The following is a 15561-nucleotide window of genomic DNA, read 5'->3' as shown; positions in this document are numbered from 1 at the left end:
GGTTATCAGATCTGGAAGAGAAGCATTGAGCCAACTGCCACGATCGCTGAGCAGAGTAATGCGGCTGGGCGCCAATGCCAACGCTTCACCGCCCGAGAGCGGGGGAGGGAGGACTCCGAAAGGAGTTCTGAGTCAGATGTGAAGCCAGCGCGCGCAAAGCAGGCATTGCTGGCAATGTTGCTCGTGAGCACCTCAGCCACGGCCTCAACAGAAGGACCCCAGTGTTGTTCCAGTGCTTGAAGACCTAAGCGCACCAGCGCAGCAGCCAGACCATGGCCACGGGCACAACGATCGAGAGAAAGATCAACAGCAGCCTCACTGACATCAGCTTGAGCGCTGCCGAACTGTCGATCAAAGCGGATCTGGCCGATGGGACACCCGTCTACTGTCGTGGCGATCAGCAATAGTCGGTTCGGGTCTGTCAGACCTTTCTGAAACCAGTGGTGGTGATCCTTTGGTGCAATTGGCTCCGACGAGAAGCTGTTGGCGCGCACCTGAGGATCGTTGGCCCAGTGCAACAGCAGGGCTTCGTCGGCAGCTGTAGCCGGTCGCAGACTGATTGCCCCCTGGTGGCCCAGCATCGCCATCGAGAGGCGGAGTGCACCCCAGCCATCAGTCAGCGCAGGAGCTGCTTTTTCAGGCTTCGACTCGGTCATTCGAGCCAACAGCGCGGAGCGGATCTGCTCAGCCGTCACGCTGGCGCCAACTCCCAAGAGCTGGAGATGACCAGCCTGATCAAGGGCCTCCGCGAAAGGGAGCTGATTTGCAGCAATGGCCACCACTAAGGTCGGAAGCCGAAGACAGGATCTTTCCCACGTGGTGGCACCACCTGCGCCGATCGCCAGATCTGCCCTGGCGATTAACCCCGCCAAGCTCGGCAGTGGTCCGTGCAGGGTGGTGTGAGGCCTACGGGCCACTAGCTCGGCCACCGGCTGGCGGTGGGGGCTTTGAAGCCCTAGCACCACATCCACCGCCAGATCAGCCAGCGGGGGATCCATCAAGGCCTCCAGCGCCCGACCAGTGAGATTGGACGGATCCACTCCCCCGAAGAACACCAACACCTGACGCAGCTCGGTGCGGGGCACCACCAGAGGATGCAGCTGGGCATATTCCGGCCCCAGCAGGGCGTAATGGGGGCCAAGAAGTTGGCGGCACTGCGGCGGCACCAGATCCTGATAACGCTGATGCGTGGCCTCACCAAAGAAGTTCTGATCCAGCAACAGATCAGCCTGGTGAGGCCGATCGGCCAAGTCATCGATCACCAGGAGCTGGGGGCCTGCATCGGTCCCGGGCAAACCCGCAACCAGTTGCTCTTCCCAGCTGACATCCAGGCCGTAGTGGTCTGCCACGATCCAGCTAATGCGGTTGATCCCGGCTACAGCAAGAACCTCAAGGCACTGGGCGGCATCCTGCTCCTGAGTACAACCAAGCCAGGCACCATAAAGATCACTTCCCTCCAAGCCTTCGCAGGCGACCAAGGGCTGCTCTGGCAAGGCCAATACCTGGAACTCCTGCTCCAGCAGGCCAATCAGATCACCGGGCTGGCGACGACATAAAAAACAAACCTCTGCACCACGGCGCTGCAGCTCACGAGCCAATGTGCGGCAGCGGATCACATGACCACTGCCGATCAGCAGGGATGCATCGCAGCGGATGAGGATGCGTGTCATACGAGCTGCCGAAGCAGGCAAAACGCTTCTGCTGCCGCAACTCCCACCTGCGCGCCGCGCCAGCGTGCTATGTGCTCTATAGCCTCAAGGGAGCGGGCATGGGGCCAGTCGCGCATTTCGCTTGAGTAGGCCATCAGAGCTTCCCGTTTGCGCTCCCATTGATCTGAAATGTCCACAAACCAGTTGGGCTGGAAGGCCGGGGCAGAGCCCGGTGGCTGCCATTCCGTGCTGCTCGCCACTTCAAAACTGAGCAACCGCTTCACCACATGACCCGGCGTAGGCCTGCATGCCGTCACCACCGCCTCATGCAATCGGCGATGGTCGACATTCACATCACCAGCATGGTGAACGTAAACACACTTGGGTTGATGGCGCTCAACGCATTCTTCAATGCGCTTAATGAGAGCCAGACGATCCAAGGAATCCAAGCGGTTATCAGGAAGATCGAGGAGCTCCACCCCCGCTGCACCAAGGATGGATCCAGCCGTTTGTGCAGCTTGAGCAAGGGCTGAAAGTTCATCTCGAACTTGGGCTCGATCGCGCTCTTGCTGGCGTGACGTTGAGCCCTCCGCAACGATTAATACTTGCACCTGATCGCCTGCATCGACATGGCGAGCAATGGTTCCGCCGCAACCGAGCACTTCGTCATCGGGATGGGCGGCTACAACGAGGACACGTGACATTTCAGGACCAAACCCCCTCTTCCGCCAGAGCCCGTCGCATCAACTCGGCTCGGCTCCAGTCGTCTTCCGTATCAATATCTTGAACGCGCCACCGGGGCAAAAGCAAAGGTCTACTGCCTTCGAACAGGTTTTGAGAGTTCAGCCATGCCTGCGGTCGCCCCCAATAAAACTGTCCAGCATCATGAAAGGCTGGCTCAAGATCCTGACTCCGCTTGGTGAATTGCTCTGGCTGCCACATACGAGCTACTCCCGAAGCCAGGTCGATCTTCAATGCTCGCTGAATTGGTGAGGCATAGTCAGTGGCCGTAAACACAAAGCGATCAGGAGTTAATTCCGCAAGCAAGTCCAGTCCTCTTTTAATGTCATTAGGGACAACGAAAGGTGCAGTGGCGTACAAGCAGCAGACCGCTGCAAGCTCATGACCACGATCTTGATGCCACTTGACGGCATGAGCGATAACCGGCGTGGTACCTGCAAAATCAGTAGCAAGCTTTGCTGGACGCCTAAAGGGAACTTTCGCACCGCACTGCTCTGCCACATCAGAAATCTCTGAATCATCAGTGGAGACGATGATCTGATCGAAGCAACCGCTTGCTTGGGCAGCTTCGATCGACCAGGCGATCATCGGCTTGCCAGAAAACCCACGAATATTTTTACGTGGAATGCGTTTACTGCCACCGCGTGCCGGAATCACGCAGAGTTTCATACCGCAAACTCCGGGGCAAAAGCACGTATTTGCTTCGCTAACTCAGCCGCCACTCGCTGTTGATCCAAACCGCTGAGACCAGGAAACAAAGGGAGACTGATTGCACTACTTGCATAAGCCTCAGCCTCTGGGAATTGCCCTTCCGCAAACCCCAGCTTTCGGTAGTAAGGCTGGAGATGCACTGCGCTGTAGTGCAACTGCACACCTACTCCTGCAGCTCTTAACCCCTCAAACACCTGGCGATGTTGCTTGCCTGTGGCGTGCTGCAGACGGATCACGGCCAGATGCACTGAACTGAGCACATCCTTTGGAACCTCAAGCAGTTGAACAGGCAGTTCAGCCAGCAGTTCCATGTACTGCTGCAACTGTCGGTTGCGCTCGGCCACGATCTCGTCGAGCCGTTGCAGCTGGCTTAAGCCCAGCGCCGCTTGTATGTCGGTGATCCGGTAGTTGAAACCCAGCTGCTGCTGCTCATAGACCCAAGAGCCAGCAGCAGGTTGCTCAAAGCGCTCGGCATCGCGCACGATGCCGTGACTGCGTAGCTCCCTCATGCGCTGGGACAAAACCGGATCATTGGTTGTGGCTAGCCCGCCCTCACCGGTGGTGATGATCTTTACCGGATGAAAACTGAATACCGTGATAGCGCTATGGCGACAGTTGCCCACCGGCGCACCTTGATAGAGGCCGCCGATCGCATGGCTGGCATCCTCCAGAACTTCAAATCCATAGCGCTCAGCCAGAGATCCAATCGCCGCCATATCGCAGCTGCTGCCCGTGAGATGCACCGGCACCACCACCTTCGGCAGAGTTCCCTCTTGCTGGGCCTGCTGCAGCTTCTGCTCCAGTACCTGCACACTCATCAACCCAGTGGCGGGATCGATATCGACAAAATCGACTTCCGCGCCGCAGTAGCGGCCGCAGTTGGCGGATGCCACGAAGGTGATGGGTGAAGTCCAGAGACGATCGCCCGGTCCCAATCCAAGAGCCAGGCAGGCAATATGCAAAGCGCTGGTGGCGCTGTTCACGGCCACGCCATGGTGGGCGCCCACCTTGGCAGCTACAGCTTGCTCAAAGGCTGGAACAGCAGGACCACTGGTAAGGAAAGGACTGCGCAGCACAGATTTAACCGCGGAGATGTCTGCTTCTGAGATTGTTTGTCGGCCGTAGGGAATAAAGGCCTGCGGATCGCTGCTCATACAGGCTGGAAGGCAGGATCCACGTGCTCACTGATCAAAGCCCGCAGCTGCTCCACGCTGAGGAAATCAGGATTGGAACCGGAGTTGTATGCAAAACCTGGAGGCACTGCGATGCTGCTAATTCCGGCATCCTGATAACGCTGCTGCACCCGGCCATCGCTGGGCAGGATGGCGTAATAAGCACCTAGATCAATCGTCGTGAAGCTATCAGAAGCCGTAATCATTTCTTCGTGAATTTTCTCGCCGGGTCTGATACCTGTAATTGGCTTCTCACAACTGGGACCGATCGCCTCAGCTATATCGGTGATTCGGTAGCTGGGAATTTTAGGCACGAACAATTCGCCACCTAAAGCGTTCTGCAACGCCCAAAGCACCATATCGACACCCTCTCTCAAAGAGATATTGAACCTCGTCATTTCCGGATCCGTAATGGGCAGAATGCCTGTATTTGCCTTATCAAGAAAGAAGGGAATCACCGAACCACGCGAGCCCATCACATTGCCATAACGCACCACCGAAAATCGGAGATCACGAGAACCTTTGATGTTATTGGCAGCAACAAAAAGTTTGTCTGAGCAGAGCTTTGTGGCACCATACAAATTAATCGGAGCGGCAGCCTTATCGGTGCTTAGGGCCACCACACGCTGCACGTCTGTATCCAGGCATGCCTGGATAATATTTTCAGCACCGAGAACATTTGTCTTAACAAACTCTATCGGATTGTATTCAGCCGCCGGCACCTGCTTAAGGGCCGCAGCATGCACCACAGTGTCAACTTGCTCCAGCGCCCTGCGCAGGCGATCCTGATCGCGAACATCTCCAAGAAAAAAACGTAGTTGCGGATATTGCGATTCTGGAAATTGCTGCTGGAGCTCCCACTGCTTCAGCTCATCCCGGCTGTAAACCACAATGCGACTGATATCTGGGAAACGCTGCAACACGCTGGCAATGAATGCCTTGCCGAAACTGCCCGTGCCGCCAGTGATCAGGAGTCGAGAAGCAGAGTTGAAGTGCATGAGTTGAAAGTGAAATCAAATGGTTCCGGCCATTTGCTGGCGAAGTAGCTTCATGCGATCGCGCAGGTTCGCCGCCTCCTCGGAGTCAAGGTTCTTCGCCGCCTCCTTCATTTTGCCCTCCAACTGATCAATCAAATCCGGCCAGGCCTCAAGGGCTAGACATGCATTCTGATCGTTCTCCAGAGCCTGTGCCTCCTTACCCACAAGCTCAACCAGATCCGCATCAGGCCCGACCTGCTTCAGCTTACGGCTCAGCTCAAGAAAACTAAGGATCGAGTTGCTGGCCTTCTTGCCCGCTGCCGTCGGCATCACGCCGTGCTTCTCGTTGCAAGCCTGCTGGATCGCCCGGCGCCTCTCCGTTTCAGAAATGACCTTGGCCATCGAATCGGTCATGTTGTCGGCGTAGAGCAGCGCCACACCTTCCACATGTCGGGCAGCCCGGCCAATCGTCTGGATCAGTGAGCGCTCGGCCCGCAGGAAACCCTCCTTGTCGGCATCGAGGATCGCCACCAGGCTCACCTCCGGCAAATCCAGGCCTTCCCGCAGCAGGTTCACCCCCACAAGCACGTCGTATTCACCGAGGCGCAGGTCCTGAATGATCTCGATGCGCTCGTTGGTAGTAGTCGTAATAGGAAATGAAGTGCTCAACGGCGTTTTCGGGGAAGAACTCCCGCAGTTCGTTGCAAAGCTGCGCGGCCAACGTCTTGTTGCGGGCCAGCACCAGTGCTGGCCGGCCGGTCTGGGCGATGACGTTGGCCATCGTGAAGGTCTTGCCCGTTCCAGTTGCCCCAAGCAGGGTCTGGTAACGCTGCCCGCCATTCACGCCCTTCACCAGCTACTTGATTGCCGTGGGCTGGTCGCCCTTGGGGCTATAGGGCGCCGTGAGGTCGTAGGCGGGCATGGGTTGCAAGGCCAAACGACGGAACGCAATTATCGCTAGATCGAGCAATGCCATGCGAACCCCCACCTTGCTGGTCCATCACGGGGCGTTCCAACCGCTCTGGCAACAACCGGGGTTGATCCAGGTGGGGCCCCAGATCACTGATGGACCTGCGAGTTTGCAGCTGATGGAGCTGTCAGTGGTTGGGCTGAAAAATGCCCTACAGCGCCGGGGTTGGGCCGCTAAGGGGGTGCTGCTTCAGTACACCGATCCATTTCTGCTCCGTGCTGCTCCGATGCGGGGCATCCGCCAATGGCCCGGACCACGCCTGCTCGCCTGCGGCGATCTCCATCACGGACCCGATCCAATCGGAACCCTGCAGCAGTACTGCGACGCTGAACCACACGACGCGGTGCTGCTCACCTTCAATCCGGCGCTGCTGCAGGAGGTGCAACACCGACTACCAATGCCCGTGCGCTGCCTGGCCCCCACCTTCTTTCGCTACCCGCACGCCACACCCAGCCCAACACCGCGATTAGAGCTCCTGCACGTGGGCAGCCTCGGGCCCCATCACCCCCGCCGCCGTGAGCTCGTGGAAGCCTTACTCAAGCGACAACAGGTTCCGTTCCGCCACGCCACCACCCGCAGCGCGGAAGAAGCAGCCCAGCTCTACGCCCAGCACGCCTTGGTGCTGAATGTGCCCTTGAACCAGGACCTCAACCACCGCCTGTTTGAAGTGATGGCCGCCGGAGTTCCCCAGGTGATTTTTGGTGATCGCAGCCTGCTGGGAGACCACAGCCCACTGAGCAACCGACCCGATCTGTTTTGGGCACAATCCATCGAGGACTTGGAAGCATTGGTGAAGCAACTGTTCTCCAAGCCCACCAGACTCCAAACCAGCGTTGTAGACCCTCCGCCGTACTGGGATCTCAAAGCCTTGCTGAAACAATCCCTGGCCCCTAGATGAGCAAGCCTAGTGACCCCTATCAGGCGAAAAACCGTTTTCAGGCAGACACCTTGGGCAACGCCCTCATCAAGCTCCCCATCTCAAGAGCCTGCAGTCCATAGCTCCAACCCAGATTGCTCTTAATGCCGGCCCGCTCCAGCGCCTGCTGCATCGTGTCGGTGGTGAGCACACCAAAGATCACCGGCACGCCGGTGTCACGCGACACCGCGGCGATCCCTTTGCTGGCTTCCGCCACCACCACATCGAAGTGCGGGGTGTCACCACGGATCACCGCACCCAGGGTGATCACCACTTGATAACGACCGCTGGCGGCCAGCTTCTGGGCCACCAGGGGAAGCTCGAAGGAACCCGGCACCCAAGCCACATCCAGCTGAGTGCTCTCGGCACTGGTGTCGACACCATGCCGACCCAGACAATCAAGGCAGCCACTCAGCAGCTTGCCGGTGACCAGATCGTTGAAGCGGGCAATGACCACGGCAATGCGCAAGCCCTGCAAATCGGTAAAACGTCCTTCAAAAGTGGCCATTGGGCAGCTTTTTTCTCAATCCATGCTCCCACCCCATCGGAGAGAACAAGGAAATCAAGCGAAGCACGATGTGGATTCAGACCACGAAGAAGCTGACGCCCCAGTTCACCAGCACCAGCGCCACCCAGGCAATGCCGCCCAGAAGAATCAGTCGATTCGAGCGGCCGCTGTCCTCATTGGAGGCGTACAGCACCGGCACAGCAACGATCAGAGCGAAAGACATCACCACCAGGGCCAGAACGGTGAGGGTGTTAAGGATCTGCATGGGAGTTCAGTCGACGCCTGGTCGTGCCCGACGATTGTCCCACGCTGGGGAAGCGTCCCGCGCCATGGCTCGCATCAAGCTTCACAGCTTGTGGTGAACGGCATCGGTACGATCCAGCCACTCTCCATCGCCCGATGCCCCGCTCCGCTGCCCAACCTGAGGAGCTGGCCCTGCAGGGCAATCTGTTCGGCGGCCCCGATCCGACGCAGAAGCCAACCACCAACGCCGCGACGGCCCGCATCACAGCCGAGCTGGAGGACCTCAGCGATGCCAGCCTCAGCGCCGATGCAGCGGCTCGCCCGAGGCAACGGCAGATCAGCGCCAGCGACCAGCCGGAGAAAGCCAGCAACGAGAGCGAGAACGACGACGACAGCGATGCTCCGGCCTGGTGCCACCACAGCGAGGTGGATCAAACCCTGCTGACGCCGATGTTGCGGCACTACGTGGAGCTCAAGGCTGAGCATCCCGACCGCGTGCTGCTTTACCGCCTCGGCGACTTCTTTGAGTGCTTCTTCGAAGACGCCATCGAGCTTTCGCGGGTGCTGGAGCTCACACTCACCGGCAAGGAAGGGGGCAAGGCGATCGGCCGGGTTCCCATGGCCGGCATCCCTCACCACGCCGCCGAGCGCTACTGCACCGAGCTGATCCGCCGCGGCTACTCCGTAGCGCTCTGCGATCAGCTGGAGACCACTCCCGCCAAGGGCGCCCTGCTCAAACGCGGCATCACCCGGGTGCTCACCCCAGGCACGGTCCTGGAAGAGGGAATGCTGGCGGCCCGACGCAACAACTGGCTGGCAGCCGTCGTGGTGGAGCCGGCCACAGCTCGGCACCCCCTGCGTTGGGGACTGGCCAGCGCTGACGTGAGCACCGGCGACGTGCTGGTGATGGAGCGCAACGGCAGCGACGCGCTGCATCAGCAACTGGCCCAGCTGGAGGCCTCGGAACTGCTGTGGGCTGCCTCTGACGAGAGCAGCGACGAGGCCAGCACAGGCAAACCCGCTTGGTGCCCCGAACGGCTGCGGCTCAGCCCGATGGCACGCACCCCCTTCACTGCCCCCGAGGCCGAACAGGCCCTCAAAATCCATTACCGCCTGGCGGGTCTCGATGGCCTGGGCCTGCAAGAGCTGCCCCTGGCCCTGCGTGCCTTCGGGGGACTGCTCCACTACGTCAACGACACCCAGCCCCTCGACGAGGAGACGCGCGTCCCTCTCGAAGTGCCCCAGATCGTGCACAGCGGCGATGCCCTGGTGCTAGATGCCCAGACCCGCCGCAACCTGGAGCTCACCGCCACCCAACGGGACGGTCAACTGCAGGGCTCGCTGCTCTGGGCCATTGATCAGACCCTGACCGCCATGGGCGGCCGCTGCCTGCGTCGCTGGCTGGAAGCTCCCCTGATGGATCTGCAGGAAATCCTGTTGCGCCAGGCGGTGGTCAGCCTGCTGGTGCAGCAACGGCCTTTGCGCCAAGCGCTGCGCCGACTGCTGCGGCCCATGGGCGATCTGGAACGGCTTGCGGGCCGGGCTGGCGCGGGGCATGCCGGTGCCCGCGACCTGGTGGCCATCGCCGATGGTCTGGAACGGTTGCCACAGCTCTCAGCACGGCTCGACAACAGCCTGGAGCACTGGCCCCAGGGACTGGACGCGCTGCTGATCGCCAATCCCGACCTCAGCGATCTGGCCAACCAGATCCGCCACGCCCTGGTGGACGCCCCACCGCTCTCCCTCAGTGAAGGCGGCCTGATCCACGATGGGGTGGACCCCCTGCTGGATGGCCTGCGCAATCAGCTCGATGACCAGAACGCCTGGCTGGCCGAGCAGGAGCGCCTGGAACGGGAGCGCAGCGGCAACAGCAACCTGCGCTTGCAGTATCACCGCACCTTCGGCTACTTCCTGGCCGTAAGCAAAGCCAAGGCTTCCTCCGTGCCGGATCACTGGATCCGGCGTCAGACCTTGGCAAATGAAGAACGCTTCATCACCCCGGAACTGAAAAAACGCGAAGGCCGCATCTTCCAGCTGCGCGCGCGCGCCTGCCAGCGGGAATACGAACTTTTCTGCCAGCTGCGCGAACAGGTGGGCCTGATGGCAGCCCCGATCCGGGAAGCCGCCCGCGCCATCGCCAGCCTTGATGCCCTGGCGGCCTTAGCCGACACCGCCGCCACCCGCGGCTGGTGCGCACCGGAGTTGAACGACACGCGCACCCTGCTGATTGAGGACGGCCGGCACCCCGTGGTGGAGCAGCTGCTGGTGGAAACCAGCTTCACCCCTAACGACCTGCAGCTGGGAAGCGGCACTGACCTGATCGTCCTCACCGGCCCCAATGCCAGCGGCAAAAGCTGTTACCTGCGCCAGATCGGTGTGATTCAGCTGCTGGCCCAGATCGGCAGCTGGGTGCCGGCCAGCTCTGCTCAGATCGGACTAGCTGATCGTATCTTCACCCGTGTCGGCGCCGTGGATGACCTGGCGGCCGGCCAGTCCACCTTCATGGTGGAGATGGCCGAAACCGCCAACATCCTTCACCACGCCAGCGAGCGATCGCTGGTGCTGCTCGATGAGATCGGCCGGGGCACCGCCACTTTTGATGGCCTCTCAATCGCCTGGGCCGTCAGCGAGCACCTGGCCGGTGACCTTCAGGCGCGCACCGTGTTCGCAACCCACTATCACGAGCTCAACAACCTGGCGAGCGAGCGCACCAACGTGGCCAACTTCCAGGTGATGGTGGAGGAAACCGGCCACGACCTGGTGTTCTTGCATCAGGTGCAGGCCGGCGGTGCCAGCCGCAGCTACGGCATTGAAGCCGCCCGTTTGGCAGGCGTGCCTCAACCGGTGGTTCAACGGGCCCGCCAGGTGCTGGATCAGTTAGCCGCGTAAAAAGAAAAAATCATTCCCACCCCAACCTGTTTAAAAACGAACAAAAAAATCGTCAAATCTACCAAGAATCAAAGAAGTAGCTAGTAAGCTTCCTTTTCCAGTGCTCTTTTAAAAGCTGCCAAAAAATAATGCATTCCTGCCTTACCTGAGGAGCCTTACCAGAATCAATCAGATACTGACAACGCTCTCGAGCTTCATCCCATGTACTTGCCTGAACAAATGGGGGCTTTTGGTGACATTCGAATTTCGCCTCCCAATAACTAACATCAGACAAATCGGGGCTGGCATTCTTCAAGACCACAGGAATCGAGCCAGCTTGTAACGCCTCATAAAATCGATAAGTTTCGATATTGACCCATCCAAGCGGACAGGGGGTAAACAAAGAATTTCTCAGAAGAGAGAAATATTCTTTGGAATTTAACGCAGTGACCTTTTTATGGTCTTCACTGAAGCCCTGATCGGTCAAGACTACCTGGCCCCGTTTCAAACCATCAAAACATTTCAACATTTCAAGCCGATCTGATTTTGGCTGCCCTGCAAAACACCAAGTGTACTCAGGATTATCCACAGGCTCATTATCCGCAGATACAGCAAAAATCCTGTTTGACAATCCCGGATACAAGTGCAGAAGCTTGCCACTCAATCCAGCCCCTGATAACATCTGAACAAGAAGCGGATTCAAGTAATCTCTCACTACAAATTGACAATTCTGACTAACCGAATAACCCATATAATTTTTCAGCGTTTCATCATGCAATGAAATCACCCCATACCTAAATCCACGACGCTCACAATGAGCAGCGAAACTCTCCTCCCCACCCCCGCAAACAAGAATGGAACAATCACTAATATTATCATCACTAATCTCTTCGCCTTTCATCCAGCGGTTGACAACCAAGCCTTCTGGCAATAACTCCTGAAGCCACAAAGGAAGCTCAGGCCATTCGGAATACAAGCGAGGCATATTTCGAGGGCCCACAATCAATTACAGACCAAACAACCAGTCCCTAGAAACATATCACGAAAATTCATTGCAAAAAACAACTCAGCCAGCAGCCTTGTCACAGACAATGTATTCAACAATCACGAAGAGAAGGACTCTTCCGCGATAAAGAGGCATCCGAGACAAGAAACAACGACCGACAAAGATTTCAGCAAGAGCTATCTGCATCCTTATGCACACATATTACAAGCGGCCAAACCAATTGAATTCCCAGTCAATCTTCAACCTGAGCAGCCCTGAGCAGCGCATTCGCCGCCGCGGCCACCAAGCCAGCGCCGCCGCGGGTGCCCTCCAGACGGATCTGATCCAAGGACGTGGCCGCCAACCGCCGCTTGCACTCCGGCACCCCCACGAAACCCACCGGCATGCCGATCACCAACGAAGGTCTGGGGGCCCCTTCATCCACTTGATCCAACAACTGCTCCAACGCCGTTGGCGCACTGCCCACTAACAGCAACGGCATCGGCTGACCGGCCGTCTGGGCTGCAGTGGTGAGCTCAGGCCAGCAGCGCTGCATCGCCGCGGCCGAGCGCGTGGACCCCTCCGGTGACTGCGGCGGTGCCCAATCCAGCAGACAGCGCACGGAGGTGCCGAGCGTGCGACGGGCCATGGGCGACACCGCCGCCGCGGCCATCGCCGTGTCCGTGAGCACCAAGGCCCCCTGACGCAGGGCCTCCAGCCCGCACTCACAGGCACCGGGGCTAAAACGCAGCAACGATGCCAAGCCAGGGTCCCCACTGCTGTGCACCAAGCGCTCCAGCACCTGCTGCTGGAGGGGATCCAGACCCGTCTCACCGAGCAGAACACGGATGCGGCGAATGCTCTCGGTGAAGATCGGGTGATCAGCCAAAGGTGCTCCTGTCACGGCGACTGCCAATCAGGGCAGACTTCGGCATTCTCCGACGACCTGCCGCGATGCCGATCCAGTTGCTGTGGGGCAACGATTCCGCTGCTCTGGAGCGCGCCATCCAAGCCGTGATCGACAAGGACGTCGATCCCTGCTGGGCCAGCGTCAATGTGAGCCGCCTCGACGGCAGTGAGTCTGGTCAGGCCCGCCAGGCGCTGGAAGAGGCCAGCACCCCGCCCTTCGGTGGCGGCGCCCGGGTGGTGCTGTTGCAGCGCTCGCCGTTTTGCAACGCCTGCCCCAGCGAACTGGCGGAGCGCTTCGAAGGCGCTCTCGACGGCATCCCAGACAGCACCCATCTGCTGCTCTGCAATCCCGCCAAGCCCGACGGCCGCCTGCGCACCACTAAGGCGCTGATGAAGCGGGTGAAGGCGGGCGCCGCCAGCGAACGCAGCTTCAAGTTGCCGGCCGTCTGGGATGGCGCCGGTCAGCGCCAACTGGTGGAACGCACCGCCGATGATCTCAAGCTCAAGCTCGAACCCGCCGCCGTTGATGCGCTGATCGATGCCATCGGCAGCGACAGTGCACGGCTAACCATGGAGCTGCAGAAGCTGGCCCTCCATGCCGAGAGCAGTGGCGAGGTCAGGATCAGCGCCAAAGCCGTGGAGACCCTGATCAGTGGCCTGAGCACCAACGCCCTGCAGGTGGGTGACGCCCTGCTGGCCGGCGACCCCGGCCAAGCCATCGCCCTGCTCGATGCCCTGATCGATGCGGGCGAACCGGCCCTGCGGGTGGTCGCCACCCTCACCGGTCAGATCCGGGGATGGCTGTGGGTGCTGCTGCTCGAACAGCAGGGAGAACGGGATGTGGCGGTGATTGCCAAAGCAGCAGGCATAGGCAACCCGAAGCGCATCTACGTGATGCGCAAGCAACTGCAGGGCCGCTCACCCCAGCGCTGCCTCAACCTGCTGGGCCGGCTTCTGGATGTCGAAGCAGCCGTGAAGCGTGGGGCACAGCCGGGTGATGCCTTCCGCGACGGGCTGCTCGGATAAAGATGCTGCTGGGATGAACAAGCTTCCTGGCTGAATCAGAACGCTCAGTGAGACAATCGCCAGCGACCTGAGGCGGCGTGGATGGCCCTGCTGGTGCAGAAGTTCGGCGGCACCTCCGTCGGCAGCGTGGAGCGCATCCAGGCCGTGGCGCAGCGTATTGCCGCCCGCAAGGACGAAGGGCATGAGCTGGTGATCGTGGTGTCGGCCATGGGTCACACCACCGATGAACTCACGGCCAAGGCCAACGCCATCAGCAGCAATCCGCCCCAACGGGAAATGGACATGCTGCTGGCCACTGGCGAGCAAGTGTCGATCGCCTTGCTGTCGATGGCCCTGCATGAGGTGGGCGTACCGGCCATCTCCATGACCGGCCCTCAGGTGGGCATCGTCACCGAATCCGCCCACGGCAAAGCGCGCATCCTCGATGTGCGCACCGACCGGCTGCGCAGCCGACTGGCGGAAGGCCGCGTCGTGGTGGTCGCTGGCTTCCAAGGCACCAGTCAGAGCAGTGGCGGCACCGCGGAAATCACCACCCTCGGCCGCGGTGGCTCCGACACTTCCGCCGTGGCCTTGGCCGCCGCCCTTGGCGCTGACGCCTGCGAGATCTACACCGATGTGCCCGGCGTGCTCACCACCGACCCTCGCAAGGTGGATGACGCGCAGCTGATGTCACAGGTGAGCTGCGACGAAATGCTGGAACTAGCCAGCCTCGGTGCGGCCGTGCTGCACCCCCGAGCGGTGGAGATCGCCCGCAACTACGGGGTCACCATGGTGGTGCGCTCCAGCTGGAGCGATGAACCGGGCACCACGCTCACCAGCCGCAGCGCACGTCCGATCGGTCGCGACGGCCTTGAGCTGGGCCGATCCATTGATGGTGCCGAACTGGTAGAGCATCAGGCCGTGCTGGCCCTCTCCCATGTGTCTGATCAACCCGGTGTGGCGGCCCAGCTGTTCGAAAGCCTCTCCGCAGGGGACGTGAACGTGGATCTGATCATCCAGTCCACCCACGAGGGCAACAGCAACGACATCACCTTCACAGTGGCGGAAGCCGATCTGGAAAAAGCGCGCAGCATCTGCCAAACCTTGATCCAGAGCCTCGGCGGCGAGCTGGTGGCGCAACCGGGCATGAGCAAGCTGAGCATCAGCGGAGCCGGCATCATGGGGCGCCCCGGCATCGCTGCCAGTTTGTTCCAGACCCTCTCGCGCGCCGGCATCAACCTGCGCCTCATCGCGACCAGCGAAGTGAAGGTGAGCTGTGTGGTGGGGGCTGATGTGGGCAGCAAAGCCCTTCAAGCCACCCAGGAAGCCTTCGAGCTGGAAGCGGGTCAGATCAACCTCAACCCCCCCGCTAGCGGCGACGGCGAGCCAGAGGTGCGCGGCGTGGCTCTGGACCGCGACCAGGCCCAGGTGAGTGTGCGACGCGTACCCGACATCCCTGGGACGGCGGGAGCCCTTTGCAATGCCCTGGCTGATGCCGGCATCAGCCTCGACGCCATCGTGCAGTCAGAACGCCAGCACGAGGACGGCAGCCGAGACATCAGCTTCACGCTCAAGCGTGAAGACCGTGCCGCGGCCGATCGCGCCCTCAGTGCCCTGCTGGCGCAATGGCCCGGAGCCCTGCTGGAAGATGGCCCGGCCATCGCACGGGTGAGTGCAGTGGGTGCGGGCATGCCCGCGACCGCTGGGACGGCGGGACGGATGTTCCGCTTTTTGGCAGATGCAGGCGTCAACATCGAAATGATCGCCACCAGTGAAATCCGCACCAGCTGTGTGGTGGCTGAAGCAGACGGAATCGCCGCCTTGCAGGCTGTTCACGCTGGTTTCCAACTCGGGGGCGATACTCGCCACGAGGCTCAAGGAAGCGAATCACCCTTGGCGGTCTGAGC

The 15561-nt window shown here is 60.3% G+C and carries 13 protein-coding genes and 1 pseudogene; 4 read left to right on the top strand and 10 right to left on the bottom strand.

The window, feature by feature from the left end; all coding sequences use genetic code 11:
• Nucleotides 1–5: 5 nt before the first annotated feature.
• The 6 genes and pseudogenes from pseG to SynA1560_RS00420 all read right to left on the bottom strand — a co-directional run.
• Nucleotides 6–1670, bottom strand: coding sequence for a UDP-2,4-diacetamido-2,4,6-trideoxy-beta-L-altropyranose hydrolase (gene pseG, locus SynA1560_RS00445; protein ID WP_186500866.1), 1665 nt, complete (start codon nucleotides 1668–1670; stop codon nucleotides 6–8).
• The gene (locus SynA1560_RS00440; RefSeq protein WP_186500865.1) at nucleotides 1667–2353 is read right to left on the bottom strand and encodes a PIG-L deacetylase family protein; all 687 of its coding nucleotides are present in this window, start codon (nucleotides 2351–2353) and stop codon (nucleotides 1667–1669) included. Before SynA1560_RS00440 ends, pseG begins: the two co-directional genes overlap by 4 nt.
• Before the next feature lies 1 nt (nucleotide 2354).
• A complete protein-coding gene (gene pseF, locus SynA1560_RS00435) occupies nucleotides 2355–3059 on the bottom strand; it encodes a pseudaminic acid cytidylyltransferase (protein WP_186500864.1) in 705 nt (234 codons plus the stop codon).
• Complete coding sequence (pseC, locus tag SynA1560_RS00430) at nucleotides 3056–4255, bottom strand: UDP-4-amino-4,6-dideoxy-N-acetyl-beta-L-altrosamine transaminase (protein WP_186500863.1); 1200 nt, start codon at nucleotides 4253–4255, stop codon at nucleotides 3056–3058. Before pseC ends, pseF begins: the two co-directional genes overlap by 4 nt.
• Nucleotides 4252–5271, bottom strand: a complete 1020-nt coding sequence (gene pseB, locus SynA1560_RS00425) for a UDP-N-acetylglucosamine 4,6-dehydratase (inverting) (RefSeq protein ID WP_186500862.1) — start codon at nucleotides 5269–5271, stop codon at nucleotides 4252–4254. Before pseB ends, pseC begins: the two co-directional genes overlap by 4 nt.
• 15 nt (nucleotides 5272–5286) lie before the next feature.
• Nucleotides 5287–6090 (bottom strand): annotated as a pseudogene (locus SynA1560_RS00420) (helicase-related protein); the annotation flags it as partial.
• Between the two features lie 134 nt (nucleotides 6091–6224).
• Between SynA1560_RS00420 and SynA1560_RS00415 the strand changes: the two are divergent.
• A complete protein-coding gene (locus tag SynA1560_RS00415) occupies nucleotides 6225–7118 on the top strand; it encodes a glycosyltransferase (protein ID WP_186500861.1) in 894 nt (297 codons plus the stop codon).
• A 37-nt stretch (nucleotides 7119–7155) separates the two neighbouring features.
• On the opposite strand, the gene ribH is transcribed toward SynA1560_RS00415, so the two are convergent.
• Both ribH and psbZ read right to left on the bottom strand, forming a co-directional pair.
• Complete coding sequence (gene ribH, locus SynA1560_RS00410) at nucleotides 7156–7644, bottom strand: 6,7-dimethyl-8-ribityllumazine synthase (RefSeq protein ID WP_186500860.1); 489 nt, start codon at nucleotides 7642–7644, stop codon at nucleotides 7156–7158.
• A gap of 76 nt (nucleotides 7645–7720) precedes the next feature.
• Nucleotides 7721–7909, bottom strand: coding sequence for a photosystem II reaction center protein PsbZ (gene psbZ, locus SynA1560_RS00405; protein ID WP_115071274.1), 189 nt, complete (start codon nucleotides 7907–7909; stop codon nucleotides 7721–7723).
• Between the two features lie 134 nt (nucleotides 7910–8043).
• Here psbZ and mutS point away from each other — a divergent pair, with 134 nt between their 5' ends.
• Complete coding sequence (gene mutS, locus SynA1560_RS00400; protein WP_186500859.1) at nucleotides 8044–10776, top strand: DNA mismatch repair protein MutS; 2733 nt, start codon at nucleotides 8044–8046, stop codon at nucleotides 10774–10776.
• Between the two features lie 58 nt (nucleotides 10777–10834).
• On the opposite strand, the gene SynA1560_RS00395 is transcribed toward mutS, so the two are convergent.
• A complete protein-coding gene (locus SynA1560_RS00395) occupies nucleotides 10835–11704 on the bottom strand; it encodes a hypothetical protein (RefSeq protein WP_222930216.1) in 870 nt (289 codons plus the stop codon).
• A gap of 289 nt (nucleotides 11705–11993) precedes the next feature.
• The gene (locus tag SynA1560_RS00390) at nucleotides 11994–12644 is read right to left on the bottom strand and encodes a precorrin-8X methylmutase (RefSeq protein WP_186500857.1); all 651 of its coding nucleotides are present in this window, start codon (nucleotides 12642–12644) and stop codon (nucleotides 11994–11996) included.
• 50 nt (nucleotides 12645–12694) lie between these two features.
• Between SynA1560_RS00390 and holA the strand changes: the two genes are divergently transcribed.
• Both holA and SynA1560_RS00380 read left to right on the top strand, forming a co-directional pair.
• Nucleotides 12695–13675, top strand: coding sequence for a DNA polymerase III subunit delta (gene holA, locus SynA1560_RS00385; RefSeq protein WP_186500856.1), 981 nt, complete (start codon nucleotides 12695–12697; stop codon nucleotides 13673–13675).
• Between the two features lie 81 nt (nucleotides 13676–13756).
• Nucleotides 13757–15559 (top strand): aspartate kinase, encoded by a 1803-nt coding sequence (locus SynA1560_RS00380; RefSeq protein WP_186500855.1) that lies wholly within the window; start codon nucleotides 13757–13759, stop codon nucleotides 15557–15559.
• Nucleotides 15560–15561: the final 2 nt, after the last annotated feature.

This window comes from Synechococcus sp. A15-60, assembly GCF_014280095.1.
Taxonomy (GTDB): Bacteria; Cyanobacteriota; Cyanobacteriia; order PCC-6307; family Cyanobiaceae; genus Synechococcus_C.
This window is presented reverse-complemented; position numbering and strand designations above follow the sequence as displayed.

What these genes read in the sequence shown, in the direction of transcription:
- pseG (WP_186500866.1), bottom strand. Translation starts at nt 1,670, where the DNA reads ATGACACGCATCCTCATCCGCTGCGATGCATCCCTGCTGATCGGCAGT.
- SynA1560_RS00440 (WP_186500865.1), bottom strand. Translation starts at nt 2,353, where the DNA reads ATGTCACGTGTCCTCGTTGTAGCCGCCCATCCCGATGACGAAGTGCTC.
- pseF (WP_186500864.1), bottom strand. Translation starts at nt 3,059, where the DNA reads ATGAAACTCTGCGTGATTCCGGCACGCGGTGGCAGTAAACGCATTCCA.
- pseC (WP_186500863.1), bottom strand. Translation starts at nt 4,255, where the DNA reads ATGAGCAGCGATCCGCAGGCCTTTATTCCCTACGGCCGACAAACAATC.
- pseB (WP_186500862.1), bottom strand. Translation starts at nt 5,271, where the DNA reads ATGCACTTCAACTCTGCTTCTCGACTCCTGATCACTGGCGGCACGGGC.
- SynA1560_RS00415 (WP_186500861.1), top strand. Translation starts at nt 6,225, where the DNA reads ATGCGAACCCCCACCTTGCTGGTCCATCACGGGGCGTTCCAACCGCTC.
- ribH (WP_186500860.1), bottom strand. Translation starts at nt 7,644, where the DNA reads ATGGCCACTTTTGAAGGACGTTTTACCGATTTGCAGGGCTTGCGCATT.
- psbZ (WP_115071274.1), bottom strand. Translation starts at nt 7,909, where the DNA reads ATGCAGATCCTTAACACCCTCACCGTTCTGGCCCTGGTGGTGATGTCT.
- mutS (WP_186500859.1), top strand. Translation starts at nt 8,044, where the DNA reads ATGCCCCGCTCCGCTGCCCAACCTGAGGAGCTGGCCCTGCAGGGCAAT.
- holA (WP_186500856.1), top strand. Translation starts at nt 12,695, where the DNA reads ATGCCGATCCAGTTGCTGTGGGGCAACGATTCCGCTGCTCTGGAGCGC.
- SynA1560_RS00380 (WP_186500855.1), top strand. Translation starts at nt 13,757, where the DNA reads ATGGCCCTGCTGGTGCAGAAGTTCGGCGGCACCTCCGTCGGCAGCGTG.